The 26,492-nt window shown below is 61.9% G+C and carries 29 protein-coding genes, 1 tRNA gene and 1 pseudogene; 22 read left to right on the top strand and 9 right to left on the bottom strand.

The features are described from left to right. Position 1 precedes the first annotated feature (1 nt). The 9 genes from FCU66_RS29370 (at position 2) to FCU66_RS29325 (ending at position 9,597) form a co-directional block, all read left to right on the top strand. Positions 2–619 (top strand): riboflavin synthase, encoded by a 618-nt coding sequence (locus FCU66_RS29370; RefSeq protein ID WP_136622073.1) that lies wholly within the window; start codon positions 2–4, stop codon positions 617–619. Between the two features lie 297 nt (positions 620–916). Continuing rightward, positions 917–1,411 (top strand): 6,7-dimethyl-8-ribityllumazine synthase, encoded by a 495-nt coding sequence (ribH, locus tag FCU66_RS29360; RefSeq protein ID WP_136622074.1) that lies wholly within the window; start codon positions 917–919, stop codon positions 1,409–1,411. Then, on the top strand, positions 1,408–1,908 hold the full coding sequence (gene nusB, locus FCU66_RS29355) for a transcription antitermination factor NusB (protein WP_023798402.1): 501 nt from the start codon (positions 1,408–1,410) through the stop codon (positions 1,906–1,908). Before ribH ends, nusB begins: the two co-directional genes overlap by 4 nt. Next, positions 1,905–3,122, top strand: a complete 1,218-nt coding sequence (locus FCU66_RS29350; protein ID WP_136622075.1) for an MFS transporter — start codon at positions 1,905–1,907, stop codon at positions 3,120–3,122. Before nusB ends, FCU66_RS29350 begins: the two co-directional genes overlap by 4 nt. 178 nt (positions 3,123–3,300) lie before the next feature. Further along, positions 3,301–4,212 carry a glycine betaine ABC transporter substrate-binding protein OsmF gene (gene osmF / locus FCU66_RS29345; protein WP_136622076.1) on the top strand — a complete coding sequence of 304 codons (912 nt, stop codon included), beginning with the start codon at positions 3,301–3,303 and terminating at the stop codon, positions 4,210–4,212. A 159-nt stretch (positions 4,213–4,371) separates the two neighbouring features. Then, positions 4,372–5,535 (top strand): ABC transporter permease, encoded by a 1,164-nt coding sequence (locus FCU66_RS29340; protein WP_136618128.1) that lies wholly within the window; start codon positions 4,372–4,374, stop codon positions 5,533–5,535. Next, entirely contained in the window at positions 5,532–6,470 is a 939-nt protein-coding gene (locus FCU66_RS29335) for an ABC transporter ATP-binding protein (RefSeq protein WP_126068793.1), read from the top strand. Before FCU66_RS29340 ends, FCU66_RS29335 begins: the two co-directional genes overlap by 4 nt. Continuing rightward, positions 6,467–7,216 carry an ABC transporter permease gene (locus FCU66_RS29330; protein WP_136618127.1) on the top strand — a complete coding sequence of 250 codons (750 nt, stop codon included), beginning with the start codon at positions 6,467–6,469 and terminating at the stop codon, positions 7,214–7,216. The genes FCU66_RS29335 and FCU66_RS29330 overlap by 4 nt, the downstream gene beginning before the upstream one ends. A gap of 239 nt (positions 7,217–7,455) precedes the next feature. Beyond that, the gene (locus FCU66_RS29325; protein WP_136618126.1) at positions 7,456–9,597 is read left to right on the top strand and encodes a sodium-translocating pyrophosphatase; all 2,142 of its coding nucleotides are present in this window, start codon (positions 7,456–7,458) and stop codon (positions 9,595–9,597) included. 63 nt (positions 9,598–9,660) lie between these two features. On the opposite strand, the gene FCU66_RS29320 is transcribed toward FCU66_RS29325, so the two are convergent. Together FCU66_RS29320 and FCU66_RS29315 are read right to left on the bottom strand one after the other, a co-directional pair. Continuing rightward, positions 9,661–10,899, bottom strand: a complete 1,239-nt coding sequence (locus FCU66_RS29320) for a hypothetical protein (RefSeq protein WP_136618125.1) — start codon at positions 10,897–10,899, stop codon at positions 9,661–9,663. Between the two features lie 197 nt (positions 10,900–11,096). Then, a complete protein-coding gene (locus FCU66_RS29315; protein WP_136618130.1) occupies positions 11,097–11,612 on the bottom strand; it encodes an outer membrane protein assembly factor BamE in 516 nt (171 codons plus the stop codon). Positions 11,613–11,726: 114 nt separating this feature from the next. Here FCU66_RS29315 and FCU66_RS29310 point away from each other — a divergent pair, with 114 nt between their 5' ends. From FCU66_RS29310 to FCU66_RS29280, 7 genes are all read left to right on the top strand, one after another. Beyond that, positions 11,727–12,284, top strand: a complete 558-nt coding sequence (locus FCU66_RS29310; protein WP_136618124.1) for a ubiquinol-cytochrome C chaperone family protein — start codon at positions 11,727–11,729, stop codon at positions 12,282–12,284. Next, positions 12,271–12,819 (top strand): YceD family protein, encoded by a 549-nt coding sequence (locus FCU66_RS29305; RefSeq protein ID WP_136618123.1) that lies wholly within the window; start codon positions 12,271–12,273, stop codon positions 12,817–12,819. The genes FCU66_RS29310 and FCU66_RS29305 overlap by 14 nt, the downstream gene beginning before the upstream one ends. 113 nt (positions 12,820–12,932) lie before the next feature. Next, complete coding sequence (gene plsX, locus FCU66_RS29300; RefSeq protein WP_136618122.1) at positions 12,933–14,003, top strand: phosphate acyltransferase PlsX; 1,071 nt, start codon at positions 12,933–12,935, stop codon at positions 14,001–14,003. Between the two features lie 9 nt (positions 14,004–14,012). After that, a complete protein-coding gene (locus FCU66_RS29295) occupies positions 14,013–14,984 on the top strand; it encodes a beta-ketoacyl-ACP synthase III (protein ID WP_136618121.1) in 972 nt (323 codons plus the stop codon). Between the two features lie 103 nt (positions 14,985–15,087). Continuing rightward, positions 15,088–15,411 carry an integration host factor subunit alpha gene (locus FCU66_RS29290; protein WP_013532231.1) on the top strand — a complete coding sequence of 108 codons (324 nt, stop codon included), beginning with the start codon at positions 15,088–15,090 and terminating at the stop codon, positions 15,409–15,411. A 126-nt stretch (positions 15,412–15,537) separates the two neighbouring features. Further along, positions 15,538–16,077 (top strand): MerR family transcriptional regulator, encoded by a 540-nt coding sequence (locus FCU66_RS29285; RefSeq protein ID WP_136618120.1) that lies wholly within the window; start codon positions 15,538–15,540, stop codon positions 16,075–16,077. 85 nt (positions 16,078–16,162) lie between these two features. Beyond that, positions 16,163–16,465, top strand: coding sequence for a hypothetical protein (locus FCU66_RS29280; RefSeq protein WP_136618119.1), 303 nt, complete (start codon positions 16,163–16,165; stop codon positions 16,463–16,465). Positions 16,466–16,708: 243 nt separating this feature from the next. On the opposite strand, the gene FCU66_RS41335 is transcribed toward FCU66_RS29280, so the two are convergent. Together FCU66_RS41335 and FCU66_RS29275 are read right to left on the bottom strand one after the other, a co-directional pair. Then, positions 16,709–16,909: a hypothetical protein gene (locus FCU66_RS41335; protein WP_168991881.1), complete on the bottom strand. Its 201-nt coding sequence runs from the start codon at positions 16,907–16,909 to the stop codon at positions 16,709–16,711. A gap of 199 nt (positions 16,910–17,108) precedes the next feature. Then, on the bottom strand, positions 17,109–17,723 hold the full coding sequence (locus FCU66_RS29275) for a hypothetical protein (RefSeq protein ID WP_136618129.1): 615 nt from the start codon (positions 17,721–17,723) through the stop codon (positions 17,109–17,111). 270 nt (positions 17,724–17,993) lie between these two features. Here FCU66_RS29275 and FCU66_RS29270 point away from each other — a divergent pair, with 270 nt between their 5' ends. Beyond that, the gene (locus tag FCU66_RS29270) at positions 17,994–18,278 is read left to right on the top strand and encodes a helix-turn-helix domain-containing protein (RefSeq protein ID WP_136618118.1); all 285 of its coding nucleotides are present in this window, start codon (positions 17,994–17,996) and stop codon (positions 18,276–18,278) included. 175 nt (positions 18,279–18,453) lie between these two features. Then, entirely contained in the window at positions 18,454–18,912 is a 459-nt protein-coding gene (locus FCU66_RS29265; protein WP_136618117.1) for a YbaK/EbsC family protein, read from the top strand. 281 nt (positions 18,913–19,193) lie between these two features. On the opposite strand, the gene FCU66_RS29260 is transcribed toward FCU66_RS29265, so the two are convergent. Beyond that, positions 19,194–19,571, bottom strand: a complete 378-nt coding sequence (locus tag FCU66_RS29260; protein WP_136618116.1) for a hypothetical protein — start codon at positions 19,569–19,571, stop codon at positions 19,194–19,196. A 223-nt stretch (positions 19,572–19,794) separates the two neighbouring features. Between FCU66_RS29260 and FCU66_RS29255 the strand changes: the two are divergent. Together FCU66_RS29255 and FCU66_RS29250 are read left to right on the top strand one after the other, a co-directional pair. Next, a pseudogene (locus FCU66_RS29255) lies at positions 19,795–20,034 on the top strand (YbaK/EbsC family protein); the annotation flags it as partial. A 96-nt stretch (positions 20,035–20,130) separates the two neighbouring features. After that, a tRNA-Pro gene (locus FCU66_RS29250) sits at positions 20,131–20,207 on the top strand. 375 nt (positions 20,208–20,582) lie between these two features. Here FCU66_RS29250 and FCU66_RS29245 read toward each other — a convergent pair. Then, positions 20,583–20,801 carry a hypothetical protein gene (locus FCU66_RS29245; RefSeq protein ID WP_136618115.1) on the bottom strand — a complete coding sequence of 73 codons (219 nt, stop codon included), beginning with the start codon at positions 20,799–20,801 and terminating at the stop codon, positions 20,583–20,585. Positions 20,802–21,014: 213 nt separating this feature from the next. Between FCU66_RS29245 and FCU66_RS29240 the strand changes: the two genes are divergently transcribed. After that, positions 21,015–21,926 carry an ankyrin repeat domain-containing protein gene (locus FCU66_RS29240; RefSeq protein WP_136618114.1) on the top strand — a complete coding sequence of 304 codons (912 nt, stop codon included), beginning with the start codon at positions 21,015–21,017 and terminating at the stop codon, positions 21,924–21,926. Between the two features lie 342 nt (positions 21,927–22,268). Continuing rightward, positions 22,269–22,730 carry a phasin gene (locus tag FCU66_RS29235; protein WP_136618113.1) on the top strand — a complete coding sequence of 154 codons (462 nt, stop codon included), beginning with the start codon at positions 22,269–22,271 and terminating at the stop codon, positions 22,728–22,730. 77 nt (positions 22,731–22,807) lie between these two features. Here FCU66_RS29235 and FCU66_RS29230 read toward each other — a convergent pair whose 3' ends face one another. The 3 genes from FCU66_RS29230 to FCU66_RS29220 all read right to left on the bottom strand — a co-directional run bounded on the left by FCU66_RS29230 (position 22,808) and on the right by FCU66_RS29220 (position 26,435). Further along, positions 22,808–22,987 carry a DUF3606 domain-containing protein gene (locus FCU66_RS29230; RefSeq protein WP_136618112.1) on the bottom strand — a complete coding sequence of 60 codons (180 nt, stop codon included), beginning with the start codon at positions 22,985–22,987 and terminating at the stop codon, positions 22,808–22,810. Between the two features lie 644 nt (positions 22,988–23,631). After that, complete coding sequence (locus FCU66_RS29225; RefSeq protein WP_136618111.1) at positions 23,632–24,903, bottom strand: O-antigen ligase family protein; 1,272 nt, start codon at positions 24,901–24,903, stop codon at positions 23,632–23,634. Further along, a complete protein-coding gene (locus FCU66_RS29220) occupies positions 24,900–26,435 on the bottom strand; it encodes an undecaprenyl-phosphate glucose phosphotransferase (RefSeq protein WP_136618110.1) in 1,536 nt (511 codons plus the stop codon). The genes FCU66_RS29225 and FCU66_RS29220 overlap by 4 nt, the downstream gene beginning before the upstream one ends. Positions 26,436–26,492: the final 57 nt, after the last annotated feature.

The following is a 26,492-nucleotide window of genomic DNA, read 5'->3' as shown; positions in this document are numbered from 1 at the left end:
GATGTTTACCGGAATTGTCACCGATGTCGGCACTGTCGCTTCCGTCAAGCCGCTCAGGGAAGGGGTGGGTTTGCGCATCGACACCGCCTATGACCCGCAGACCATCGCCATCGGCGCCTCGATCTCCTGCGGTGGCGTCTGCCTGACGGTGACGGGCTTGCCCGACAGCGGCTCGAACGCGCGCTGGTTCGAGGTCGAGGCCTGGGAAGAGGCACTCAGGCTGACGACAGCGATGGGCTGGAAATCGAGCACGCGGATCAATCTGGAGCGGGCGCTGAAGATCGGCGACGAACTTGGCGGCCACATCGTTTCAGGACATGTCGACGGCATGGCCGAGATCATCGAGCGCAAGGATGAGGGCGACGCGGTGCGTTTTACCCTCGAAGCACCGCGCGAGCTGGCGAAGTTCATCGCGCCCAAGGGCTCCGTCGCGCTCGACGGTACCTCACTCACCGTCAACAAGGTCGAAGGCACACGCTTCGACGTGCTGCTGATCCACCATTCGCTGACCGTGACCACCTGGGGCGAGCGCAAGGTCGGCGACCGCGTTAATCTCGAAATCGACACCATGGCCCGCTACGCGGCGCGGCTGGTCGAGGCGGCGAAAGAGGGGCTTTGATGGCCAAGGACAGAGTGAATTCCACGAAGGAAGAAAAGCTGATGCGTGAGGCGCAGGCCGATGTGAACACCGAAGAGCAGTCGTGGCTCGATCTGTCTATCAACGACAGGAGAGTCTTCGTTGAAGCCTTGATCAATCCGCGATCGGTGAACGACGGTGCGTCGCTACCGTCACGCTACAGGCGTCTGAGCACCGGAAACTCGATAAGTTCCGCAGGCCTTCGGCACCACCAACAATCTTCCGCTTGCGATGAACCCGGCTTCGGCCTAAGTCACCGGCAACCCCCCGGAGACTTTTATGGCTGGTACATCCCAACACGGCAAAGCCTTCATTCGTCCGAAGACGAAGGCGCATCTGCTCATTGTCGAAGCGCGCTTTCACGACGACCTTGCCGACGCGCTGCTCGAAGGCGCGACAAGCGCGCTCGATGAAGCGGGCGCGACTTACGACGTCCTCACCGTTCCAGGTTCGCTCGAGATTCCCGCGGTGATTACCTTCGCGCTGGACGGGGCGACGGAGGGCGGCACAAATTATGACGGCTTTGTTGCGCTCGGCACCGTCGTCCGCGGCGACACCTATCATTTCGACATTGTCGCCAATGAATCCAGCCGCGCGCTCATGGATCTGAGCGTGCAGGACTCGGTCTGCATCGGCAACGGCATCCTGACCACCGAGAATGACGCGCAGGCGTGGACGCGGGCCAAGCGCTCGGAGGGCGACAAGGGCGGCTTTGCCGCGCGAGCGGCTCTGACCATGATTGCCCTCAAGGAAAAGCTGGGAGCGCGATCGTGAGCGAACCCGCTTCGCCCGGCCAGCCGGCAGTGCGCCACGCCAACAAGCGCGGCGCTGCCCGTCTGGCCGCCGTGCAGGCGCTCTATCAGATGGATGTTGCCGGCAGCGGCGTCTTCGAGATCACCGCCGAATATGAGGCGTTTCGCCTAGGCAAGGAAGTCGACGGCGCGCTCTACCGCGAGGCCGATGCGCAATGGTTTCGCGCCATTCTGGCGGGTGTCGTCGAGAACCAGAAGACCATCGATCCGATCATCCGCCAGGCGCTGACCGAGGACTGGCCGCTGTCGCGGCTCGATTCGACGCTGCGCGCCATCCTGCGCGCCGGCGTCTACGAGCTGATGAAGCGTGAGGATGTCCCCGTCGCGGTCATCGTCTCCGAATATGTCGACATCGCCAAGGCTTTCTACGAGGAAGACGAGCCGAAGCTGGTCAATGCCGTGCTCGACCGTGTGTCACGCCGGGTGCGTGGCGAGGGGCGCGGCAAGGACGCATCATGACGGCAATCGCCGTCGAGGCAGGCAAGGAGGCGCGCCGCACCGCTTTGATCCTCGCCGCCTCGCAGGCGATCATCGGCTCGGCGGCCCCCATCGCCATTTCCATGGGTGCGCTGGCCGGGCAATATCTGCTTGGTCCCGACAAATCATTGGCAACGGCACCGATCACCGGCTTCAACATCGGCGTGGCGCTCGGCGCGCTGCCCGCGGCGGCCATCATCCGCAGCATGGGCCAGCGCGGCGGCTTCATGACCGGCACGATCGTCACGGCGCTTGGCGGCCTTGTCGCCACGCTTGCGCTTTTTCAAGGCAGCTTCTGGCTGTTTGCCTTTGGCTTGCTCATGATCGGTGTTGGCGGCGCCTTCGTCCAGCAGTTCCGCTTCGCCGCCGCCGACAATGCGCCGCCGGAATTCAAGGCGCGCGCCATCTCCTTCGTGCTGGCAGGCGGTATCATCACCGCCATCCTAGGGCCGCAGATCGTCATCTTCACCCGCGAATTGTTGGCGCCGGTGATGTTTGCCGGTTCGTTCGTCTCCATCCTGCCGCTGGCCGCGGTCGGCGCCATCATCCTGTCGTTCCTGCGGCTGCCGGCGAAAGCATCCCGCAAGGTGGAGATCGCCGCCAGCGACGCCAGGCCATTGGCCGAAATCGTCACGCAGCCGCGCTTCGTCGCCGCGCTCTTCTGCGCGGTCGGCAGCTACGCGCTGATGAGCTTCGTCATGACGGGCGCACCGCTGGCCATGGTCGGTTGCGGACTGTCGGAGACCGACGCGACGCTCGGCATCTCCTGGCACGTCATGGCGATGTTCGCGCCAAGCTTCTTCACCGGCTCGCTGATCCATCGCTTCGGTGCCGAACGCATTGTGGCCGTTGGCCTGATCCTGCTCATCGGCTGCGCCATTGTCGCTCTGTCGGGCCTGGCGCTGTGGCAATTCTGGACGTCGCTGATCCTGCTCGGCCTTGGCTGGAACTTCGGCTTCATCGGCGCTACGGCGATGGTGGCGGCCAGCTACCGGCCGTCGGAAAAGGGCAAGGTGCAAGGCTTCCACGACTTCGTCCTGTTCGGCTCCGTCGCCTGCGCTTCGCTGCTGTCGGGCATGGTCTACAACGCCTGGGGCTGGGAGATGCTGAACTGGATGATCTTTCCGGTCACCGTCCTGTGCTTCGTGGCGCTCGGCGCGCTCAAGCTGACGGGCTTGCGCAAAGCCGACGCCTGATCCCTCCGCCGCCTCACCTGACACGGCGCTGTCAGCACGATCCCGGCCGAATTCGCCGCGCCGGAACAAAATTATTGCGTCTGTGCCTATTGTTATGAAACCGTGTGCCCCGACTGGCCGTTGAAGCCATGCTCATATGCGGCCACCGCATTTCGGTTCATTGCAAAGGGTTTTCACGATGTTTTCAGTCAAGGTTCTAGCCGGCGCGGCATTGGCGCTCGGCATCACGGCGGCTTCCGCCAGCGCCCAGGTGGTTGTGTCTTCGAAGATCGACACCGAGGGCGGCGTGCTCGGCAACATCATCCAGCTCGTCCTCAACGCCAACAACATCAAGACATCAGACCGTATCCAGCTCGGCGGCACGCCGGTGGTGCGCAAGGCGATCACCGCCGGTGAGATCGACATCTATCCCGAATACACCGGCAACGCCGCCTTCTTCTTCGAGAAAGCCGACGACCCGGTCTGGAAAGATGCCGCCAAGGCCTATGAGACGGCCAAGAAGCTCGACTATGACGCCAACAAGATCGTCTGGCTGTCGCCGTCGCCCGCCAACAACACCTGGGCGATCGCGCTGCGCAAGGAGGTTGCCGAGACCAACAAGCTCGCCACGCTCACCGACTTCGGCAAATATGTCGCGGGCGGCGGCCAGGTGGTGCTGGCGGCTTCCGCCGAGTTCGTCAATTCGGCCGCCGCCCTGCCGGCCTTCCAGACCACCTATGGCTTCACGCTGAAGCCTGAGCAACTGATCACGCTCTCGGGCGGCGACACGGCGGCAACCATCGCCGCCGCCGCCAACCAGACCAGTGGCGCCAACGCCGCCATGGTCTACGGCACCGATGGCGGCATCGCACCGTCCGGACTCGTCGTGCTCGACGACGACAAGGGCGTACAGCCAGTCTACCAGCCGGCGCCGATCATCCGCGAAGCGGTGCTGAAGGAACATCCCGAGATCGAGACGCTGCTGAAGCCGGTCTTCGCCAAGCTCGACCTCGTCACGCTGCAGGAGCTGAATGGTCGCGTGCAGGTCGGCGGCGAGCCGGTCAAGGGCGTCGCCGAAGACTTCCTGAAGAAGAACGGGTTTTTGAAGTAGTCAGCGCGTTTCAACAAGTGACGTTGGTGCCAAGCACCCCCCTCTGGAAGCTGCTGATCTCCCCCCTTNNNAGGGGGGAGATCGGATGTCGGGTCGGTTTTCGCCAATCCCCAGAGAGAGCTGCGCGACGTGGCAAATCGCTCCTCATGAGGGGCAGCCATGACTCTCCGCTTCGACAAGCTCGGCGTGGTCATCGCCGCGATCGTTGCCTACGCGGCTTTTGCCGCCCCCTTTGCCACATTCCGCGCCAACCGCATCGTCCCCGGCCAGGCGCGCTCGATTCTCGAGGCGCTGCCGGCAACGACCGGGACGCTGCTGCTCGCCATCATTGTCGTCGCCGCGCTCATTGCTCTGTTCAGGACACCGCTTGCACTGCGTCTTGCCGCCAGCGTGGTGGCGCTTGCCGCGCTCGCGCTGCTGATCGGCGTCGCCGGCACATTCCTCACGCCGGCGGGCAACACCTTTGCGAGAATTTCACCGGCCTCCGGTTTCTGGATACTCATCTTTGCCTTCACGCTTTTGCTCGCCGACGTGCTGACAAGGCTGAACCTGTCGCCATTGGCACGGGTTGGCGTGCTGGTCGCGGTCAGCGCGGCGATCGGTCTTTTGCTGATTTCGGGCAGCTGGAACGACCTTTCCATCCTGAAGGAATACGCCAACCGCGCCGACAGTTTTTGGGCTGAAGGCTCCAAGCATGTGACGCTGGCGCTCGGTTCGCTGGCTGCCGCGGTGATCGTCGGCCTGCCGCTCGGCATCCTGTGCCATCGCGTCGAAAGGCTGCGTGCCGGCGTTCTCAACGTGCTCAACATCATCCAGACCATTCCCTCGATCGCACTGTTCGGCCTGCTGATCGCGCCGCTCGGCTGGGTTGCCACGCATGTGCCGGGGGCTGCCGCGCTCGGCATTCGCGGCATCGGCACCGCACCCGCCTTCGTCGCGCTGTTCCTCTATTCGCTGCTGCCGGTGGTGGCCAACACCGTGGTCGGTCTCGCCGGCGTGCCGCGTGCCGCCAACGACGCGGCGCGCGGCATGGGCATGACCGACAGGCAGCGCCTGTTCGGCGTCGAGTTTCCGCTGGCATTTCCTGTCATCCTCACCGGCATCCGCATCGTTTTGGTGCAGAACATCGGCCTCGCCACCATCGCCGCGCTGATCGGTGGCGGCGGGTTCGGCGTGTTCGTCTTCCAGGGCGTTGGCCAGACGGCGATGGACCTTGTGCTGCTCGGCGCCGTGCCGACGGTCGCTCTCGCCTTTGCCGCCGCCATCATCCTCGATGCGGTGATCGAAATGACTGCCACCAAGCGCAGGGTCGAAACGGCATGATCGAGATCGAAGGCATTACCAAGCGCTATGACGCGACAACAGTGGTCGATGACGTTTCGATGGTCATCGAGCCGCGCACGGTTTGCGTCATTGTCGGTACCTCCGGTTCCGGCAAGACAACGCTGCTGCGCATGATCAACCGGCTGGTCGAACCGACCTCGGGCATCATCAAGCTCGATGGCGCCGACAATCGTTCGCTGCCCGGTTACGAACTGCGCCGCAGCATCGGCTACGCCATCCAGGGCCATGGCCTGTTTCCGCATCGCACGGTGGCGCAGAACATTGCCACCGTGCCGGTGCTGCTCGGCTGGGACAAGGCCCGCATCAAGGCCCGGGTCGACGAGTTGATGACGCTCTATCAGCTTGATCCCGAAGCATTCGGGCCGCGCTACCCGCACGAATTGTCCGGCGGCCAGCAGCAGCGCGTCGGCGTTGCCCGCGCGCTTGCCGCCGAGCCCAACGTGCTGTTGATGGACGAACCGTTCGGCGCGCTCGACCCGATCATCCGCACCAAGGCGCAGGAGGATCTGCTGGCGATCCAGAAGCGCTTCGGCACCACCATCATCCTCGTCACCCACGACATGGAAGAGGCCGTGCATATGGGCGACAAGATCGCGGTCATGGATGCCGGCAAGCTGGTGCAATACGCCAAGCCGGCCGAGATCCTGGCGAAGCCGGCAAGCGCCTTCGTCGAGACCCTGGTCGGCGCCAGCGAAAGGCCATTCCGGTTGCTTTCACTCGGCCGCGTGCGCGATGCCGTGGAGAAGGGCTCCGCCGAAGGCGAGGCGATCCCCGGCGACGCTAGCCAGCGTGACGCGCTGGCCGAATTGTTGTGGTCGGGCCGGCCGGCGCTACCGGTCAAAGGCGCCGACGGCAAGCCGCTTGGCCGCGTCACGGTCGACGGTCTGGTGAAACGCGCGGCGAGGCCGGCATGAAAGCCTGGCTTCCATCGCTGCTCAGGCTAGCCCTGGTGGTGCTGCTCGTTGCCTTCGTCACCAATCCCGGCTGGTTCGAGCCGCTGCTGAAGCCGCTCACCGAGAACAATGCGCCGGTGATCTACAACCAGGGCAGCCTGCTGACGCTGACATTGCTGCATTTGCGCACGGTTCTGATCGCCACTATTGCCGCCACTATCGTTGCGGTGGCGCTTGCCATCCTGGTCACCAGACCGGCCGGCGCCGAATTCCTGCCGTTGTCGCGCAGCCTGGTCAACATCGGCCAGACCTTTCCGCCGGTGGCGGTGCTGGCGCTTGCGGTGCCGGCCGTCGGCTTCGGTGAGAAGCCGACGCTGATCGCGCTGTTTCTCTACGGCCTGCTGCCGATCTTCGAAAATGCGCTGACCGGCCTGACGACGCTGCCGGCCAATGTCGTCGAAGCGGCGCGCGGTGCCGGCATGACCGGTTGGCAAAGGCTCACCAAGGTCGAGCTGCCGCTCAGCGCTCCGATCATCCTGGGCGGCATCAGGCTGTCGGTGGTGATCAGCCTTGCCACCGCCACCATCGGCTCGACGGTGGCCGCAAAGACGCTGGGCGAGGTGATCATCGCCGGGCTGCTGTCCAACAATCTCGCCTTCATCCTGCAGGGCGGCCTCATCGTGGCAGCCCTTGCCGTGCTGATCTATGACGGTCTGTCGGCGATCGAGCGCTACACGGCGCGCCGCATGGGCCGGGAGGCAGAGTAGCCGCGTCCTGCGTCAGGGCCAATTTCAATCGATCTAATAGTAGGGTGCCGACGGCAGTCGTCGCTTGGCCCGAACCATTTAGGCGAAAGCCGGGCAAAAACCGAACAATATCTTGACGTTCGCAGCCCTGTTTCGCATACACCGCTGCGAAGAGGCGGATTCCGTGCTCGGAATCCGGTCTTTGTCTCAACGGCCCAGGGAGGGGTTCTTTTGGGCCATCAATCGAGGAAAATCCGGCAATGACAATTATTTCCGCCGTCATCGCCTGCGGCCTGCTTTCAATCCTTTACGCCATCTGGGCGACACGTTCGGTCCTCGCGGCCGATCAGGGCAATGCACGCATGCAGGAAATCTCCGCGGCCATCCGCGAGGGCGCACAAGCCTATCTGGCGCGTCAGTACACCACCATCGCCATCGTTGGCGTCGTCGTCCTCGTGCTCGCCTGGTGGTTGCTGTCCATCACCGCCGCGATCGGCTTCCTGATCGGTGCAGTCCTTTCGGGCGCTGCCGGCTTCATCGGCATGCATGTCTCCGTTCGCGCCAACGTTCGCACGGCGCAGGCCGCATCAAACAGCCTCGCCGCCGGCCTCGACATCGCCTTCAAATCGGGCGCCATCACCGGCATGCTGGTTGCCGGCCTGGCCCTGCTCGGCGTATCGATCTACTACCTCATCCTGACCCACTTCATGGGCCTTCAGCCCAATGACCGCATCGTCATCGACTCGCTGGTCTCGCTCGGCTTCGGCGCATCGCTGATCTCGATCTTCGCCCGTCTCGGCGGCGGCATCTTCACCAAGGGTGCGGATGTCGGCGGCGATCTCGTCGGCAAGGTCGAAGCCGGTATTCCCGAAGACGATCCGCGCAACCCGGCCACCATCGCCGACAATGTCGGCGACAATGTCGGCGACTGCGCCGGCATGGCCGCCGACCTGTTCGAGACCTATGCGGTGACGGTTGTCGCCACCATGGTTCTGGCTGCCATCTTCTTTGGCGGTACCGCCGTTCTGGGTGCGGCCATGCTTTATCCGCTTGCCATCTGCGGCGCCTGCATCCTGACCTCGATCGTCGGCACCTTCTTCGTCAAGCTCGGCTCCAACGGCTCGATCATGGGCGCACTCTACAAGGGCCTGATCGTCACCGGCCTCTTGTCCATCGTCGGTCTCGGCGTCGCCACCTCGGTATGCCTCGGCTGGGGCGAGATCGGCACCGTTGCCGGCATGGTCATCACCGGCAAGAACCTGTTCATCTGCGGCCTGATCGGCCTCGTGGTGACCGGTCTCATCGTCGTCATCACCGAGTACTACACCGGCACCAACAAGCGCCCGGTCAACTCCATTGCCCAGGCGTCGGTCACCGGTCACGGCACCAACGTCATCCAGGGCCTTGCGGTCTCGTTGGAATCGACAGCACTGCCGGCGATCGTCATCGTCGGCGGCATCATCTCAACCTATCAGCTCGCCGGCCTCTTCGGCACGGCGATCGCGGTCACGACGATGCTCGGCCTTGCCGGCATGATCGTTGCACTCGACGCCTTCGGCCCGGTCACCGACAATGCCGGCGGCATTGCCGAAATGGCTGGCCTGCCCAAGGAAGTGCGCCACTCCACCGACGCGCTCGATGCGGTCGGCAACACCACCAAGGCGGTGACCAAGGGCTACGCCATCGGTTCGGCCGGTCTCGGCGCGCTGGTGCTGTTTGCCGCCTATTCGAATGACCTGAAGTTCTTTGCCGCCAATGGCGACAAATATCCGTACTTCCAGGGCATGGGCGAGATCTCCTTCGATCTCTCCAACCCTTACGTCGTCGCCGGCTTGATCTTCGGCGGCCTGATCCCGTATCTGTTCGGCGGCATCGCCATGACGGCCGTTGGCCGTGCGGCGGGCGCAATCGTCGAGGAAGTGCGCAAGCAGTTCCGCGAGGATCCGGGCATCATGGCCGGCACCTCCAAGCCGAACTACGCACGCGCGGTCGACCTTCTGACCAAGGCAGCAATCCGCGAGATGATCATCCCGTCGCTGCTGCCGGTGCTGGCGCCGCTCGTCGTCTATTTCGGCGTGCTGCTGATCTCGGGCTCGAAGGCGTCCGCCTTTGCCGCCCTTGGTGCCTCGCTGCTCGGCGTCATCGTCAACGGCCTGTTCGTCGCCATCTCGATGACCTCTGGCGGTGGTGCCTGGGACAACGCCAAGAAGTCCTTCGAAGACGGCTTTGTCGACAAGGACGGCGTCAAGCATCTCAAGGGTTCCGAAGCGCACAAGGCTTCGGTCACCGGTGACACGGTCGGCGATCCCTACAAGGACACCGCTGGCCCGGCCGTCAATCCGGCGATCAAGATCACCAACATTGTGGCGCTCTTGCTGCTGGCCGTGCTCGCGCACGGTTGATCACCGGAGCTATCGCTCTGAGCAAAACCCGCGGGAGCGATCCCGCGGGTTTTTTGCAAGAGCTTACTCTTGCCGAACGTCAGATTTCGGCGATTCAGGCTCTGGCAGCTGCAGTGCCGTCTTTTCGGTGCTGAACATTTCTGCGACAAACCGGTTGTAGGTTCGCACGCAATTCTTGGCGCCATTGATCGAGGCCAAGGACGTCGGGTCGCGTGGAGTGCAGGATGACTTCGCAATATCCAGCAGCTTCGCCTTGCGGCTCTCATCGAGCAGCGTGCGGGTCAGGCTACCGGCATTGAGAGGAGCCGTCCGCAGATAACTGGCGACAGCGGCTATGTTGATGGGGACACTACCGATGGCTGCGTGGATGATATCGATGCGGCTCGCCAGATCGAACTTGGCAGCTTCCGCAAACCGGTCCGTGGTCACGCCGCTGAGCGCGCGCATGAAATCGATTTGCTCGAAGCGTGTCCCGACTACCCCGCCGCCAAACGGCAATCGCCCGGATTCCCATCGTGCGATCTCGGGCCCTGTCTCGCCACCCGACAGGCGGTAGGCGACAGCGATATTTCCCCCTTTCGGTCCGAAAAAGCGCTCGACGTCGCGTGCGTTCGCTCTACCGTCTCGCGCCAGAATCGCCTCGCCAAGTAAGAGGTTTTCGCCATCCGGTAAAATACAGGCGTCGAAGATTCCTCGTTGCTGGATCCAGTAGACGGTGATCTGGGAATTTTCCATCAGACATTCGGGGCCATGCCCAAGCCTGAAAGCGTTCTTAACCCATAACCCCGGATCGGCCGGTGGCGCGCGTTCACCCCACGGCGGAATTACCTCCGGCCGCTGGCCGAGGAATGCCACTCTGCCAACGACCCCATCGACAAGCAGTTGCGGGCAATTGGTGCTGTAACAATCCATGCCGAGATAGGCCATGGTCTCGATCTTGCCGATCGGGTGTTCGAACGTCCGCTTGAGGTAAGCTTCATCCATCTGTGCCATTGAAGCGAGCAGCAAGCCGTACCGAGCCGCGAAGAAAATCGCGATTGTCAGCGGATAGAAAGCGACCGCGCCAAAAATCTGTGCACTGCCACGTCGCCTCACACCAAAATAGGTCGTAGCCACGACGATCGGTAAGATGATTAAGAAGAAAGCGGCGACTATCGGACCTAGGAAGATCACAAAAATCCACGCGCCGGCTTCGCCACCGACAGCGCCAAGCGGAATCGCCAGAACCGCGATCAAAATGCAGTTGATGGTCAGGCTCTTGAAATAGCCCTTCACGAATTCGGCGAAGCTGCCCTTCCTCATATGTAGCACTATCCATTGCGCGCCCCTTGTGAACGCGGCCGCGTTGCTCCTGCCGAGCGAGCACTACCGCAGGTTGTTTAAGCGTTGCTTATGGTTGGCCGCAAATTTGAAAACAAAAACCCGCAGGATCGCTCCCGCGCGTTTTTGGTCGCCTGAGATGTTGCTGCCTTCCCGGAGGGGAACTCAGAGTCTGAAGATCAGGGTGTGCCGCCGCCGGGAATGCCGGGGGCCAGCTTGCTGGCGCCGTTGATGATCTGGCTGAGGAAGTTCTGATCCTTGCCGCCGGTCGGTGTGGTGCGCGAGATGAAGTCGAAAATCTTGCCATCCTTCAAGCCGTAATTGGCGATCTGGGTGACGCGGCTATCGCTGCCGAAATAGACTGCCAGCACATGTTGGTCGACCAGCCTCGGCTTGTCGAAAGCAACATAGCGTTTGCGCGTCTGCGAGATGTAATAAAACGCCTCGTTGTCGAACGTAGCCGTGGTTGACGGCGTGCCAAGAGCCAGGATCACTTGCTCACGGCTGGAGCCGACAGGCACCGAATCGACTGCCTGCTGGTCGATGACATAACCCTGCGTCAACGTCTCGCTGGGGCTGAGGTCACCGATCATCTTATTGGTGTGGCAGGCGGACAGCGCCGAAACAATCACCAGCAGAGAGATTGCGCCAGCGGGCCTGGACGAGAAGGTCGACTTGAAATTCAGCGCGCGCAACAACAACTCCATTAGCTGGCCGCAACTTGCGCTGGGCCGCGAAACCGGTAAACCAGCTTGCTTGCCGATGCAACAAGGCCACTTCAACAAACGGTCCCCAGGAGACCATCCCCAATGTTCCAGCGCTTTTTTGGCCGCGAACGCCACGCCAACCGCGCTATCACCGAGGCGCTTTACGCACAAATCGTGGCGGCGGCGCGGCAGACCGTGTTTTATTCCCACTGGAATGTGCCCGACACGCCGCTCGGCCGTTTCGAGATGCTGTCGCTGCACATGTTCCTGTTCCAGCATCGGTTGCGCGGCGAGGGCGGCGTGGCGCAAGAGGTCGCTCAGGTGCTGATCGACGAGTTCTTCCTCGACGTCGATCATTCGCTGCGGGAGTTGGGAATTGGCGACGTTGGCGTGCCCAAACGCATGAAAAAGCTGGCAAGGATGTTTTATGGCCGAACCGCCGCCTATGACGACGCCCTGGAAAGAAACGATCTCGACGGGCTCACTGCAGCCCTTGCCCGCAATGTCCGGCCCGACGCCGGCGCCTGGCCGGAAGCATCGCTGCTGGCCAACTATGTCACCGACGCCTGCAGCCAACTGGCCGCGCAGACACCCGAATCGATTGTCTCCGGCACGCTGGCCTTTCCGTCGCCAAGGGAGGTGAACAATGAAGCACGTTGACCCGCAAAGCCCGGTATCCTTCCGCGCAAACGTCACTCGCCTGCCGCACAAGGGTCTGCCTGTGGTTATCGAGGCCGATGCCGCCCAGCGTGCCGCGCTGGCCGAGGAGCACGGGCTGATTTCGGTCGAATCCTATCGCGCCGAGCTTCTGGTGGCGTCATGGAAGCGCAATGGCGTGAAGATCAGCGGTCGCGTCGAAGCCGACATCACCCAGGCCTGCATCGTCACGCTCGAGCCTGTCGAAGCGCATATCGACGAACCGGTCGAAGCTCTGTTGCTGCCCGAGGACTCCAAGCTTGGACGGCAGGGTTTCGACGGTGGCGGCGAGATCCTGCTCGACGCGGAAGGCCCTGACAGTCCCGAAACATTTTCCGGCGACACGATCGATGTCGGGGCACTTGCCGAACAGTACTTCGGACTGGCCATCGACCCTTATCCGCGCAAGCAGGGCGCCTCGCTGAATGCCGGCAGCGAGACCGAACCGGCGGAGAATGAATTTCAGCAAAAACTGCGATCCTTGCTGGGAAAATCCTGAAAACCTTGGCCGCGACGGAAAAGTCGGTTGTGCGGCAGCCCAAAACCGTTATTTTCGCCGAACCTTCGCGATCGCTAAAGCGACCTGCCGCCTAACCGTGAGATAAATACCGCGTGATCAGGATTTCCATCGATGCCATGGGCGGCGATCACGGACCAGCCGTGGTTATTCCGGCGCTCATGACGGTCGCGACCCGCCGTCCCGACATCCGCTTCGTCATCTACGGGCGTGAGGAGGTCGTGCGCCCGGAACTCGCCAAGTTTCCCAAACTCGCCGAGGTCAGCGAGTTCTTCCATTGCGAAATAGCGGTCAGGATGGACGACAAGCCGAGCCAGGCGCTGCGCCACGGCCGCTGGAAGTCGTCGATGTGGAAGGCCGTCGAAGCGGTCAAGGCCGGCACGGCGGACGCCTGCATTTCGGCCGGCAATACCGGCGCGCTGATGGCGATGTCGAAATTCTGCCTGCGCACCATGGCCACCATCGATCGCCCGGCGATCGCAGCACTTTGGCCGACATTGCGCGGCGAGAGCGTGGTGCTGGACGTCGGCGCCACCATCGGCGCCGATGCGCACCAGCTGATCGACTTTGCCATTCTGGGCACCGGCATGGCGCGCTCGGTCTTCGGCATCGCCCGGCCCAGCGTCGGTCTGCTCAATGTCGGGGTTGAGGAGATCAAGGGCCAGGAAGAGGTCAAGGAGGCCGGGCGCATGCTGCGCGAAGCCAACATGGCCTCGATGAACTATCATGGTTTCGTCGAAGGCGACGACATCGGCAAGGGCGTGGTCGACGTTGTCGTCACAGAAGGCTTTGCCGGCAACATCGCGCTGAAGACGGCGGAAGGCACGGTGCGCCAGATCAGTGGCTATCTGCGCGCGGCAATGAGCCGGACTCTGATGGCCAGGATCGGCTATATCTTCGCCAAGGGCGCCTTCGATCGCTTGCGCGAAAAGATGGATGTCGGTCGCTCCAATGGAGGCGTCTTCCTGGGGCTGAACGGCATCGTGGTAAAGAGCCATGGCGGTGCTGATTCGGACGGTTTCGCGGCGGCGATCGAGCTTGGCTACGACATGGTGCGCAACAATTTGCTCGACCGTATCGAGGCCGACCTCGATCTGTTCCATGCGCGCAATCCGCATGCCCAGGCAAACAGGAAATCCGACGTCGTTAGCGACGCAAAAGAATAGGAAAGAACTTTGATCAGATCAGTCGTGCGCGGCACGGGCGCCGCGCTGCCCCGCAGAATCATGAAGAATGCCGATTTCGAAGGCATGGTCGAAACCTCCGACGAGTGGATCGCCCAGCGCACCGGCATTCGCCAGCGCCATATCGCAGCTGATGACGAGACGACGGCTTCGCTGGGAGAAGCGGCGGCGCGTGCCGCACTTGCCAATGCGGGTCTTACGCCCGCCGACATCGATCTGATCGTGCTGGCGACCTCGACGCCCAACAACACATTTCCGGCCACCGCCGTCGACATCCAGAACCGGCTCGGTATGCATCACGGCTTTGCCTTCGACATGCAGGCGGTCTGCTCCGGCTTCGTCTATGCGGTCGCCACCGCCGATCTCTACATCCGCGGCGGCCAGGCCAAGCGCGTCCTGGTGATCGGCTCGGAAACATTCTCGCGCATTCTCGACTGGAGCGATCGCTCGACCTGCGTGCTGTTCGGCGACGGCGCCGGTGCCTTGATCCTGGAAGCAGGCGAGGGCGCGGGCACGATCGCCGACCATGGCGTCCTGGCGGCCAGCCTGCGCTCCGACGGAACCCACAAGGACAAGCTTTTTGTCGACGGCGGGCCGTCGACCACGGGCACGGTCGGCCACCTCCGGATGGAGGGCCGCGAAGTCTTCAAGCATGCGGTCGGCATGATCACCGACGTCATCGAGGCGACATTCTCGCAAGCCGGTATATCGGCCGATGACCTCGACTGGTTCGTGCCGCACCAGGCCAATAAACGAATTATTGACGCTTCCGCCAAGAAGCTCGGGATAGCTGAGCAAAAGGTGGTGGTTACGGTCGATTTGCACGGTAACACCTCGGCAGCTTCCGTGCCGCTGGCGCTTTCGGTGGCCGTCGCCGACGGCCGCATCAAGAAGGGCGATCTCGTCCTCCTGGAAGCGATGGGTGGCGGCTTCACCTGGGGCGCTGTTCTGGTTCGCTGGTAAGTGCCGAACGGTCTGGTTTCGGTCCTTGACCTTGCCGGATCAATTACTTACGCTCTGCCGTTGTTGTGCCGAATTTTATGTTTTGAGCTGATGGGACGGACGCATGGGGGGAAAGACACTTACGCGCGCCGACCTTGCCGAGGCAGTTTACCGGAAGGTCGGCCTGTCGCGCACTGAATCGGCCGAACTCGTCGAAGCGGTGCTGGACGAAATCTGCGAAGCGATCGTCCGCGGCGAGACGGTGAAGCTGTCGTCCTTCGCGACATTCCACGTCCGCTCCAAGAACGAGCGCATCGGCCGCAACCCCAAGACCGGTGAAGAAGTGCCGATCCTGCCGCGCCGGGTGATGACCTTCAAGTCGTCGAACGTGCTGAAGAGCCGTATCCTGCGCTCCCATCAAAGCGGCAAGGCCAAAAGCGGTAAGTAGCCCACTGCGCGGTTGAAAACCGCCGCCGCCATGACGCCGGGCTTGAATATTGCTTCATAAACCGCTGAAATAAGACCCGATTCGGCAGGACAAAGCCGGATCATCGTCCAGCGTGAGGATTCGCCCATGGACAAGAGCCCCGACGCCTTTCGTACCATCAGCGAGGTCGCCGAAGATCTCGATCTGCCGCAGCATGTGCTGCGCTTCTGGGAAACGCGTTTCAACCAGATCAAGCCGATGAAGCGCGGCGGCGGCCGTCGTTACTACCGGCCGCAGGATGTCGAGCTGATCAAAGGCATTCGCCACATGCTCTACGACCAGGGTTACACCATCAAGGGCGTGCAGAAGCTGTTGCGCGAGAACGGCAATCATTTCCTGGTCGCCATCGGCAGTGGCGACATGGCCGCCGTCGAGGCGATCTCGCAGCGCAGGCAGGCCGATCAGGTGCCGCTGACGCCTGCAGCCCAGCCGCGCGGCATGGATGACGAACTGGTTGGCCAGCCGCGGGTCAAGCCCAGCCGCCGCTTCTTCGGCCTGGGCAAAAGCGACGAGGACGGTCCGGTGCAGCCGGACGTGTCGAAGCTCTCGCGCGACAATCGGGCCTTGCTGCAGGAGGCGCTGTTCGACCTCCTGGAATGCAAGCGCCTGCTTGACCAGGTGCGCTGACCGAAACGACATCGATATTTCGAAAACCGGAACCCGTCTTCCGGTGAGGCGTTACGTTTCCTTCTGCAAGTGAAGGAAACACATCATGGCATCATTTTCGACCCTCTCGGACATCGATCTCGACAAGCAGGTCGCGGCTCTCACCAAGGAATTGGCCAGCTTGAAGAGGGCTGTGGCGAGGCGTGGCGGCGCCTATTACGAGGACGGTCGCGATGCCGCGCTCGACACCTATTCCGATCTTGCCGACCGTCTGCGCGATGCCATGCCGGCGATCCGCAAACAGGGCAGGGTGATCGAGAAGTCGGCCCGCGACCATCCGGCGGCGGCCGCCGCGGTCGGCCTTGTGGTGCTCGGGCTTGTTGCCAGCCTGCTGTTCAGCCGGCGCTGAGGAATAGGCCCGGTCCTTCGGACGGGGGATATCTGGCCCCGGCCAGGAGTATCCATTGCCGTATCGCGAACCGCCCTCGCGCAAAAGACTTCGCGGTATCGGGATTTGCGCCAAATCCTCACGCTGTCGTTCAGCGAAACTGGACGAACCCGAATCGTATCGAGCCTCACGTCGCATTGCCAAGAGAAGATCAGCCTTGAACAAGAAGCCAAGGCCGGTCTTCTCGTTGGCAGTCTGGTGTGCTTAGTAGGCCTTCTTCATCGTCTTCTTCACGTGGTGGTGATGATGGTGGTGATGGCGGACGTGGTGGTGATGACGATGATGATGGTGGTGACGATGATGCTTGGCCATCGGGGCCGCATCCGCGCTCGTTGCGCCGATCACCGGCACCGTGAAAGCCAGTGCAACTGCAAGCCCGAGGGCTGAGAGGAGGGACTTCTTCATGGATCGTTTCCTTTTCCTTCGCGGGCGTCTATGAATCGGGGCGATAGCCCGACCGCCGCGAATGGGATTACGCTCCCGATTTTTTTCGTCAGTATTTCCCGATTGTAGAATTTTGTTTCTGGACTGTTTCTGGGGAATCCGGGCTGCCACCACCATCCGCGGCAAGATCGAAGGGCGGCGACTTGGCCGCCCTGTTCGACTACATCGGCGGAACGACACCATTGTTTCCGACCACGACGCGACTGCTGCTCAGCGTGCCGCCACTGTCCCGCTGGGCGGTAACGAAGACTGTCGCGCCTGGCTTGAGGTCGGTCGGCGTGGCCGGCGCGAAGGTGACGACAGGCGTGTTGTCAGGGATCGAAATCTTCTTGGTCTGGCCATTGTCATAGGTCAGCGTGACCGCTCGCCCGCTTATGTCGGTGACGTCGGCGACGGTGCCGTTGGTCATCCGGCTGTTTGGCTGCAGGTCCCAGGGACGGTCACCCTCGCCAGTACCTTTCAAAGCGGCCGGGAAAACCACCACCTCCAGGGCACCGCTGCCGCCATCCGCTTTCGACACGGAGGCGATGCCGAGGAAATCGCCCTGCTTGATGTCCTTTACGGATGCGTTGGCGACGCCTGAGATCTTCCAGTCGGCATTAAGCTTGATTGCCGAAGTATCGCCCTGGCGGGTTTTCACGGTGAGCAGCGTTGGCTCGAAACTGACCACAGTGCCGCGCACGCGCTGCGCGTCGGCCGCTTGCGCGCTGCCCACACAGGCAACGGAAAGGCTGGAGATCGTGCCGAGCACGACCATGACTGTCTTCAAGTTCATTGCAGAGATCCTTCCGGGAATGGCTGGCTGGAACCGGATGGTTTTCACGCCAGCGACTTGGGGATAACGAACGAGCGGGGCGAAACTGCCGGGCAAAGGATCAATCGAGCATTCAAAACAACTTGATCGCGACGTGCGCGCGATCCCGCGGTTCACGATCCCGTGACGGTCCGTTTGGCTCTTGGCAAATCGCTGCCGAGCGGGCATCTTCCCGATCGTCTCAGGCAACACTCCTCATTTGATCAAACTCTTTCAGTCATGGAGTTGCCAATGCCCCATAATGCAAAAAGCGAAGCCCTCTCCGAACCGGCAGCCAACGGGAGCGGGCCAGATTACAGCACCCTCAGAGCGATGCGGGAGACTCGCGGCTACAGCGTGGAAAAGCTTTCCCTGACATGCGGTCTGGCGGTCGACGAGATTGAGGATATCGAGAACGGCAAGGTGACCGACCCGTCGAAGCTGCGTCGTATTGTGTCCGCGCTTCGACTTCCCCAGGACGCTTTGATCGCTTCGGCTGTGCACACGCCGGTCGCGCAAGGTCGATCCCTGGCATAGTTCAACATCAGGCTTGCCCGACAACCCGCCAAGCGCCACCCTTGGCGGGTTTGTCTTTGTTGATGCCGCAGCCTTCCTGCCCAGCCTGGGGCTTGCCGATTTGTGTGCCGCACGTGTTTATACGCGCGGCGTCCCGATCCGCTGTCCATCAAGTCCTGAACTATGGGTTTTCGAAATGAGCCTGGAATCCGTTCGTGCCTTCTTCGCCGCTCGCGCGCCCGACATCGATGTCATCGTCACCGAAGCGAGCTCGGCGACGGTGGCGCTGGCGGCGGAGGCGCATGGCGTGCTGCCGGCGCAGATCGCCAAGACGATCTGCCTGCGCGTCGGCGACCGCACCATGCTGGTGGTGACCAGCGGCATCGCCAGGCTGGACAACCGCAAGTTCAAGGACCAGTTCGGCGGCAAGCCGCGCATGCTCGACGCCGCGGAGGTTGTCGAAGCAACGAGCCATCCGGTCGGCGGTGTCTGCCCGTTCGGCCTGCCGGCGCCACTGCCGGTCTACTGCGACGTGTCGCTGCGCGAGTTCGACGAGGTCGTGCCCGCCGCCGGCGCCACCAATGCCGCCGTGCGGATCGCGCCGCAGCGCATGGTTGATCTCATTGGCGCCGAATGGGTCGATGTCTGCCAATAGTGATCGAGCGATGCTCTGCACCGCGCTGCGTCCGGTTATCGGAATTCGGGAAAGCGGCAGGAAAAGGTCGAGACCCGTCGTCCCGTACCGAGAAGTGCGATTGCCTCCTCGGCAATCCTATCGAGCATTTGGGCCCACTTCTGCTGCGTCATGATCTCACTACATCAGCGGCAGGGAAATTAGATACGGATGCTCCGCATGATGTCCCCGACGCGACTTTGGTGAAGCTTCGCGATCGGTTCGGCCCCGACGCGCCGGCAAATCCCGGCGCGAGGAGCATGTCACCAACCCCGATTTTCGTTGAGCCAGTATGCACCAAAACAGCCGAATTGGGATGGGAGACCAAGGCGCCGTTTGGCATCAAATTCCATCTCCGATAGAGACCAAGATGAGTTGTTCTCGGTCACATTGGGCACGATGGTGTACCCTTCCTCCACCAACATCAGTCTCATTTCCTGGAAGTGCCTTTTGAAGCCGCTCTCAATTTGGCTTCTCGGATACCGTCGATCTTGCAAGCAAGCTCGCCTCAGAATGTCGGAATACATCTGGGTGCTGACAACTCTCACAGTTTCTTCGGAGATCGGCTTGTAAGGTAGGCCCTCCTCGGACCAGCATTCTCCTGCCGACGCCACCAGCATCGCGGCCAACTGGCTTGCCAAGAACCTCTCCACCTTGGTCCCCTCCGACTATTATATTAGACATGATTAATATGGCGGACAACCCTTTCGGAAGGGGGCGGGCCAGATTGCAGCACCCTCAGAGCGATGCGGGAAACCCACGGCTACAGTGTGGAAAATCGTTCCCTGACATGCGGTCTGGCTGCCGACAAGATTGAGGATATCGAGAGCGGCAAGGTGACCGATCCGTCGAAGCTGCGCCGTATTCGGCGGCGAGCCGCGTATGCTCGACGCCGCGGAGGTTGTCGAAGCAACCAGCCATCCGGTCGGCGGTGTCTGCCCGTTCGGCCTGCCGGCGCCGCTGCCGGTCTATTGCGACGTGTCGCTGCGCGATTTCGATGAGGTCGTGCCCGCCGCCGGCGCCACCAACGCCGCCGTGCGGCTCAGCCCCCAGCGCATGGTCGACCTCGCCGGCGCCGAATGGATCGATGCGTGCCAGGGGTAGGTTAGGGGCTCGCCGGCACCCGCGATCGCATCGGCGCGATAGACACCGAATTTCGGTTGACCCGAGCGGGGTTATCACGATACATCGCGACCGGTCCGGAGTGTAGCGCAGCCCGGTAGCGCACTTGACTGGGGGTCAAGGGGTCGTCGGTTCGAATCCGGCCACTCCGACCAACAAGATCAAAGGTTTAGTCATTTCCCCCAGAGGTGGCTATAAAATTTCTAGCCATATTGTAGCCACCGAAGAAAAAGCCCACCAAAGCCGAGCGAGCGCCTCAATGGGGTTAGCATGCGCTTAATTAGTTCCAAGGAAATTTTAACGAATCATTGACCGCGCTGTCCCAGAATAGGACGGCGCGGTCAAACCCCAACCGGACTGCGCAGGCGGCTCCGGCACTCAGCGCCCGCCCACTGTCGGAGCCGCTACTCACACTCCCTAATATACCAGCGATGGTTGAATCAACTGTTACCGCAGGTGCTTTCTAGTGCGTTGTTCCAGTCGCTAGACTTTGATGGAATACGGTTGTAGGCGCCGAGATAAGGGCACCCTCACAGACCGCCAGTTCCAGCCCAAGAGATTATCTGGGAAAGATCGGCGATGTCGCCATAGATCATCGAACCTTTGACGAGAAAACACTTGCCACCCAGGACTTCGAAGAGTGAGCTTGACGCGGTGCAAACCGGCAGGTTCACCTTACGGTCCTTGGCATCGGCATAGCCGATGCTGATCGCGAGGATAGCGATAGCAATGACAGTCGTCTTGCTCATCTTTAGCCCCCTAGAGCCAGCAGGCCCCTTGGGTAGCAAAACCGGGTTGCCGCCCTTTGCCTTGCTATTAGGTGGAGCAGGGGGTTAAGTCGCGCCATCCCTCGATTGGATGACGCGGGCTCATCTATATTAGCTAACGCTTAACGAAGCCGCTAGTCGTGAGAGTTGATCAGGTGTATTCTTCTCGATCCGTATCGGCGGAGGGACGGCCGCATGCGTGGTCTCATCGGCAGCTTGCTCATTTGTCTGGGTGCGCTCACAACCACCCAGGCCGGTCCGCTTCATGATGCGGCCAAGAGCGGCGATCTAAATGCCATCGCGGCGGCGCTTGATGCCGGCGCCGATATTGAGGAGCAGGAGAAGGGCGCCACACCGCTCTTCCTGGCGGTGCGCAGCGGCCACGCGGAGGCCGCGGAACTGCTGATCACGCGCGGCGCCGATGTCAACAAGGAGTCGGCGCTCGGCCTGCCGATGACTGTTGCCGTGCTGAAAGACGCCGCCGACATGATCCGGCTGCTGCTGGCGCATGGCGCCGACGCCAATGGCACGACGCGGGGCGAGCCGATGCTGACCCTCGCCGTCGCCAACGGCTGTCTCGACTGCGTCAAGGTGCTGGTCGAGGCCGGCGCCGACGTCAACGCCATCTGGATCCAGGGTGACCCCGCCCAGCGGCCGAGCATCATCACGCCCTACCACCTTGCCAGGCACGACGACCATACCGACATCGCCGCCTACCTCAAGGCCCATGGCGTCGTCATCCTGAAACCGGAGCCGATTTCCGCTAAGCTGGCGGCCGGCGACCCTGCAAAGGGCGCGACGTTCTTTGCCTCCACCTGCGCCTCCTGCCATGTCGTGCGGCCAAAGGATAATTCCACTATAGGGCCGAACCTGTGGAACGTCGTCGGACGCGACAAGGCCTCAATGAAGTTCGACCGCTACTCCAAGACCCTGCTGGCCTGGGACGGGTCCTGGACCTACGAGGATCTCAACATCTTCCTCGCTGGTCCGTCGCTGACCACGCCCGGCGTGAACATGGACTTCCGCGGCGTGCCCGATGAAGCCGACCGGCTAAACGTAATCGCCTATCTGCGAACGCTCGCTGACTCGCCGGTTCCGCTGCCCTGATCTGCATGGCCTCGCCAGCGCGCCGTTTGTGCCGGCCGCCATCCCTACACCGGAGAAGCTGTCCGCGCTGGCGGACTGTGTTTCGCTTCTCAGGGTTTGCTTTCAGGATGGAATCTGCGGTGGCCACCATTTCTTTGCGGGTGGTCGTGGTCATGGGTGGTCATCCCATTTTGAGGAACCGGCGGGGCCGGGCAGTCCGTTTCCGCTCTGTGCGGGACGGGTGGTCTAAAATCATGGTGCAGTGCAACAAAGATGTTGCATTGCACGCAAACTTCCGTTAGGTAATGCTAATACAAATGCGAAGGCTTCTTAAAAGTCGCCCCCTCACCGAAGGATGGAACGATGTCCAAGACCACTGAAAAGACCGCTGAATTTATCGACAACGCGTACCCCGCTTTTGATGCATCCAAGGCCATTGAGCAGGTCAGTGCTTTGACAGAAAAGGGCGTCGAGCAGTCGAAAGAAGTTCTCGCCAAATTCAAGGCGGATTCGGAGATGACCCAGAAGGCTCTCGAGACGAGCTTCGCATCCGCCAAAGCCGCTTCCAGCAACCTGTCGCTGAAGACAATTGCCGTTCTGCGCGCCAATACCGAAGCCGCCTTCTCGCATTTCGAAGCCCTAATTGCCGTGAAGTCGCCTTCCGAATTCGTTGAACTGCAGACCGCCTTCGTCCGCAAGCAGGTTGAAAGTGCCGTCGAGCAGGCCAGGGAACTTCAGGCCGTCACGACCAAAGCCGTCGAGGACGTATCCAAGCCGATCAAGTCCGTCTTCGAGAAGGCGGTCAAGGAACTTAAAGTCGCCTAGCTTTTTCTTGGGGCGGATAGAGCGGGGCGGGGCGTCACGGCTCTCCTAATGGAGAGCCGTGACTACCTATGCACTTGTCAGTCCTCTTCCTTCATATCTTCGGCTTCGTCCTTCAGCTTCTGCCAGTCCGCGCCGTGCTTGCGAAGCAGCGTCCGCGCCTGTTTGGGCGTCACGTCTGTCACTTCGGTCAGGTGCTCAACTTCAAGTTCTGCACCCTTCTTAACCCGGCTCGTATCGGTCGTTTTCTTTTTGGCCATCTCTGCGTTCTCCACTCTCGAGGAACGAGCACTTAGCGGCCTCCACTCTCGAGGAACGAGCACTTAGCGGCGAAGTTCCAGTTTGAAGTTGGTCGTTATCGTTTGCCGGTCGCAGGTCAGGGCGCATCTGGTAAAATTCCCGCCAACTCATGCGCCGGCCGCGGAATGGCTTGGCGCTTTCGGTGGTGCTGGTGGTGCTTGTCGATCGGGCTGTGGTCTGGCGCCCTCCATGAGGCTCCTATGCGGATGGGCGCCGCGGATAGAACGGCGCTGGGCTTTCGAATGTAGTCGGCAATAGTCAGGCACTCGAGCGACGAGCCGGGTAACTCGACCACGTGTGCCCACCGCGGGAGAAACCAAGCGGCAGCCATATAGTTCCGTTGCCGAGCCGCCCGCCGTCGTGGCATGATAGCAGCCAAGACTACCTTCATCATCTCGCAGGAATGCGTAGTATGGACAAGAAAGCAGCCGCCCAGGAGACAATGCAGATCGTAAGAGGTGATCTGGCGATGACACCGTGATGGTCATTCGCGGGCATCTGGCCGAAATCGACATCAACGCCGACGACGCTGGATTCACGACCTCCAGAACAAGCGACTGAAAGTCCAACGCGACGCCCACCGTGGCCAAAAAGCCCGGCCAGATCAGCCAAATTTCAAATCGCGTCGGCCGTCACCTTGAGCCGGGTCCGGCCGCAACAAGCGCTGATGGCGGTATTCCAGCGCGATGGCGCCCCAGATCAGGCCGAGCAGCAGGTAGACGTGGCGCCAGTGGTCGATGTCGATGAAGGTGCCGAGCCCGATATTGCCGATGAAGGCGACATAGGCGCACAACAGATAGGGCTGCCACGGCCGGTCGCGCAGCAGGATGCGGAATCCGGCTGCCATCGTCCAGGCGACGAGCGCGAGGAACGACACGAAGCCGAGCCAGCCATAGTCCATCAGCATCTTCAGCCAGATGTCGTGGGTGTCTTCACCAAAAATCGTGCCGAAGACCAGCGGGCCGATCCCAAACGGATGCTCCATCGCCATCTGGAAGCCGATCCCGTAGCGGGCGAAGCGGCCGAGGCGGGCGGTGTCGTAGCTCTGCTCGAGATGGGCGCGGTTGGAAAACATCTCCGACACGCCGGGCAGCTGCAGGATGACGATCATGGCGACGACCAGCAGCGCCAGCGCGGCAATCGTCATCACCACGACGCGCAGCCGGAACATGCCGCTGGCGCTTTGCAGGAACAGGCAGCCGGTGAGCAGGACGGCCGAGACGGCGAACATGCCCCAGGCGCCGCGCGAGAACGAAAAGAAGATGCCGGCGGTGATGACCAGCAGCGGCACCGCCAGCAGCGGCATGCGCGTCACCGGTCCGGTCAAGAGCAGATAGAGCAGATAGATGCCGGGCAGCACCAGGAACGGACCGAACACGTTCGGGTCCTGGAAGGCGCCGGCGGCACGGTCGTATTTGGTGAACATCTCGGCGCCCGGAAAGGCGTGGAAATAGCCTGCAATGCCAAGCAGCGAGGTCGCCACGGCGGAAACCACGTAGGCAATGAAGATCAGTCGGTAGAGGTTTGGCTGCACAGCGGTGATCGATGCGAAGAACACCGCGCTGAAGGCGAGAAACAGCGATACGGCGAGATAGAGCGGCGTGTTGGCCAGATCCGCCATCTGCGTCATGGAGATCATGCCGCCAATGTTCATCGTCACCAGCAGCGCCAGGAGTGGCGTGGCCGCGCGGGAAATCCTCAAGCCGAATAGCGCCCAGATGGCGATCAGCCCGGCCATGTAGAGTTCATAAGGCGCCGGCTCGCTGATGACGAAGCCGGACAGCAGAATGCCGAGGAAGACCGCGCCCGAGGAAATCAGCGCGATCAGCTTGGCGTTGACCGCCGCGCGCGGCAAATCATGGCTGATCGCGCTCAATAGGCGTTTTCCGTGTTCAAGAGCCGGATCGGCGTCAGGAACAGGATCCGCAAATCGAACAGCAGCGACCAGTTCTCGATGTAATAGAGATCATACTCCGTGCGCATGCGGATCTTCTCGTTGGTGTCCATCTCGCCGCGCCAGCCATTGATCTGCGCCCAGCCGGTGACGCCCGGCTTGACCTTGTGGCGGGCGAAATAGCCGTCGACCACTTCGTTGTAGAGCAGGTTGTGCGACTGCGCGGCGATGGCATGCGGGCGCGGACCGACCAGCGACAGCGAACCCAAGAGCGAGTTGAAGAACTGCGGCAACTCGTCGATCGAGGTCTTGCGGATGAAGCGGCCGACGCGGGTGACGCGAGGATCGTTCTTGGTCACCGTCTGCTTGGCGGTCGGGTCGGCCTTGTCCGTATACATCGAACGGAATTTGTAGACCTCGATGATCTCGTTGTTGAAACCGTGCCGCTTCTGGTGAAACAGCACCGGCCCCTTGCTGTCGAGCTTGATGGCGATGGCGGTCGCCAGCATCACCGGCGAGAACACGACGATGCCGATCAGACTGAAGACGATGTCGAAGGCGCGCTTGGCGACCGAATCCCAGTCGTTGATCGGCTTGTCGAAGATGTCGAGCATCGGCACCGAGCCGATGTAGGAATAGGCGCGCGGGCGAAACTGCAGCGCGTTGGAATGCGCCGACAGCCGGATGTCGACCGGCAGCACCCACAGCTTCTTCAGCAACTGCAGCACGCGCGATTCGGCGGTCAGCGGCAGCGATACGATCAGCATGTCGATGCGGGCGATGCGGGCGAATTCGATCAGTTCCGAAATGGTGCCGAGCTTGGGATAGCCGGCGACGATGGGCGGCGAACGCTTGTCGCCGCGATCGTCGAAGATGCCGCAGATGCGAATATCATTGTAGGGTTGTTTTTCGACCGAGCGGATCAGGACTTCCGCCGCCTTGCCGCCGCCGACGATGACGGCGCGCCGCTCCATGCGGCCATCGCGCGCCCAGGCCCGGATCAGCTTCGACATCACCAGCCTGAGGCCGAAGATGAGAACGAAGCCGATGACGAACCAGGTGCCGAACAAAAGGCGCGAATAGTCTTCCGACATCTTCATGGCGAACGCGGTCAACGCCATCAGCGCGAAGGCGCCAGCCCAGGCCAGCAGGATGCGGCTGAAATTGGCGATGGGCCGCATCAGGGCGACGATCTGGTAGCAGTCGGTGACGTCGAGCAGCACCACGGCAAGGAACGACGCGGCCGCGATCGTCAGCGGATATTGCCAGGCGAGGTAGTTGAAGAACCCGACATAATGGAAATAGACGGCGAGCCCGGACAGCAACAACAACCCGAATTCGACCATGCGCAGCACGCCGCTGACCATGATCGGCGACATCGTATCGCGCCTGTACTGCGAAGCGACCTGGCGGGCGACATCGTTCATGCCGCCGGGCGTGTCGCCATCGGCCGGGCCGTCGAATTTACGCACCGCCTCTGCTGAAAAGCGGCGTGCGGGGTCGATCTCGTTCATGGGGCTTTCCGCAAGCTTCCCTACGGTGAATAGCAAAAGAGAGCTAAGAAACCCTTG

Source organism: Mesorhizobium norvegicum (genome assembly GCF_004919685.1).
Lineage (GTDB): Bacteria > Pseudomonadota > Alphaproteobacteria > Rhizobiales > Rhizobiaceae > Mesorhizobium > Mesorhizobium norvegicum.
The sequence above is the reverse complement of the archived record's forward strand: the minus strand, read 5'-3'. Positions and strand labels throughout refer to the sequence as shown.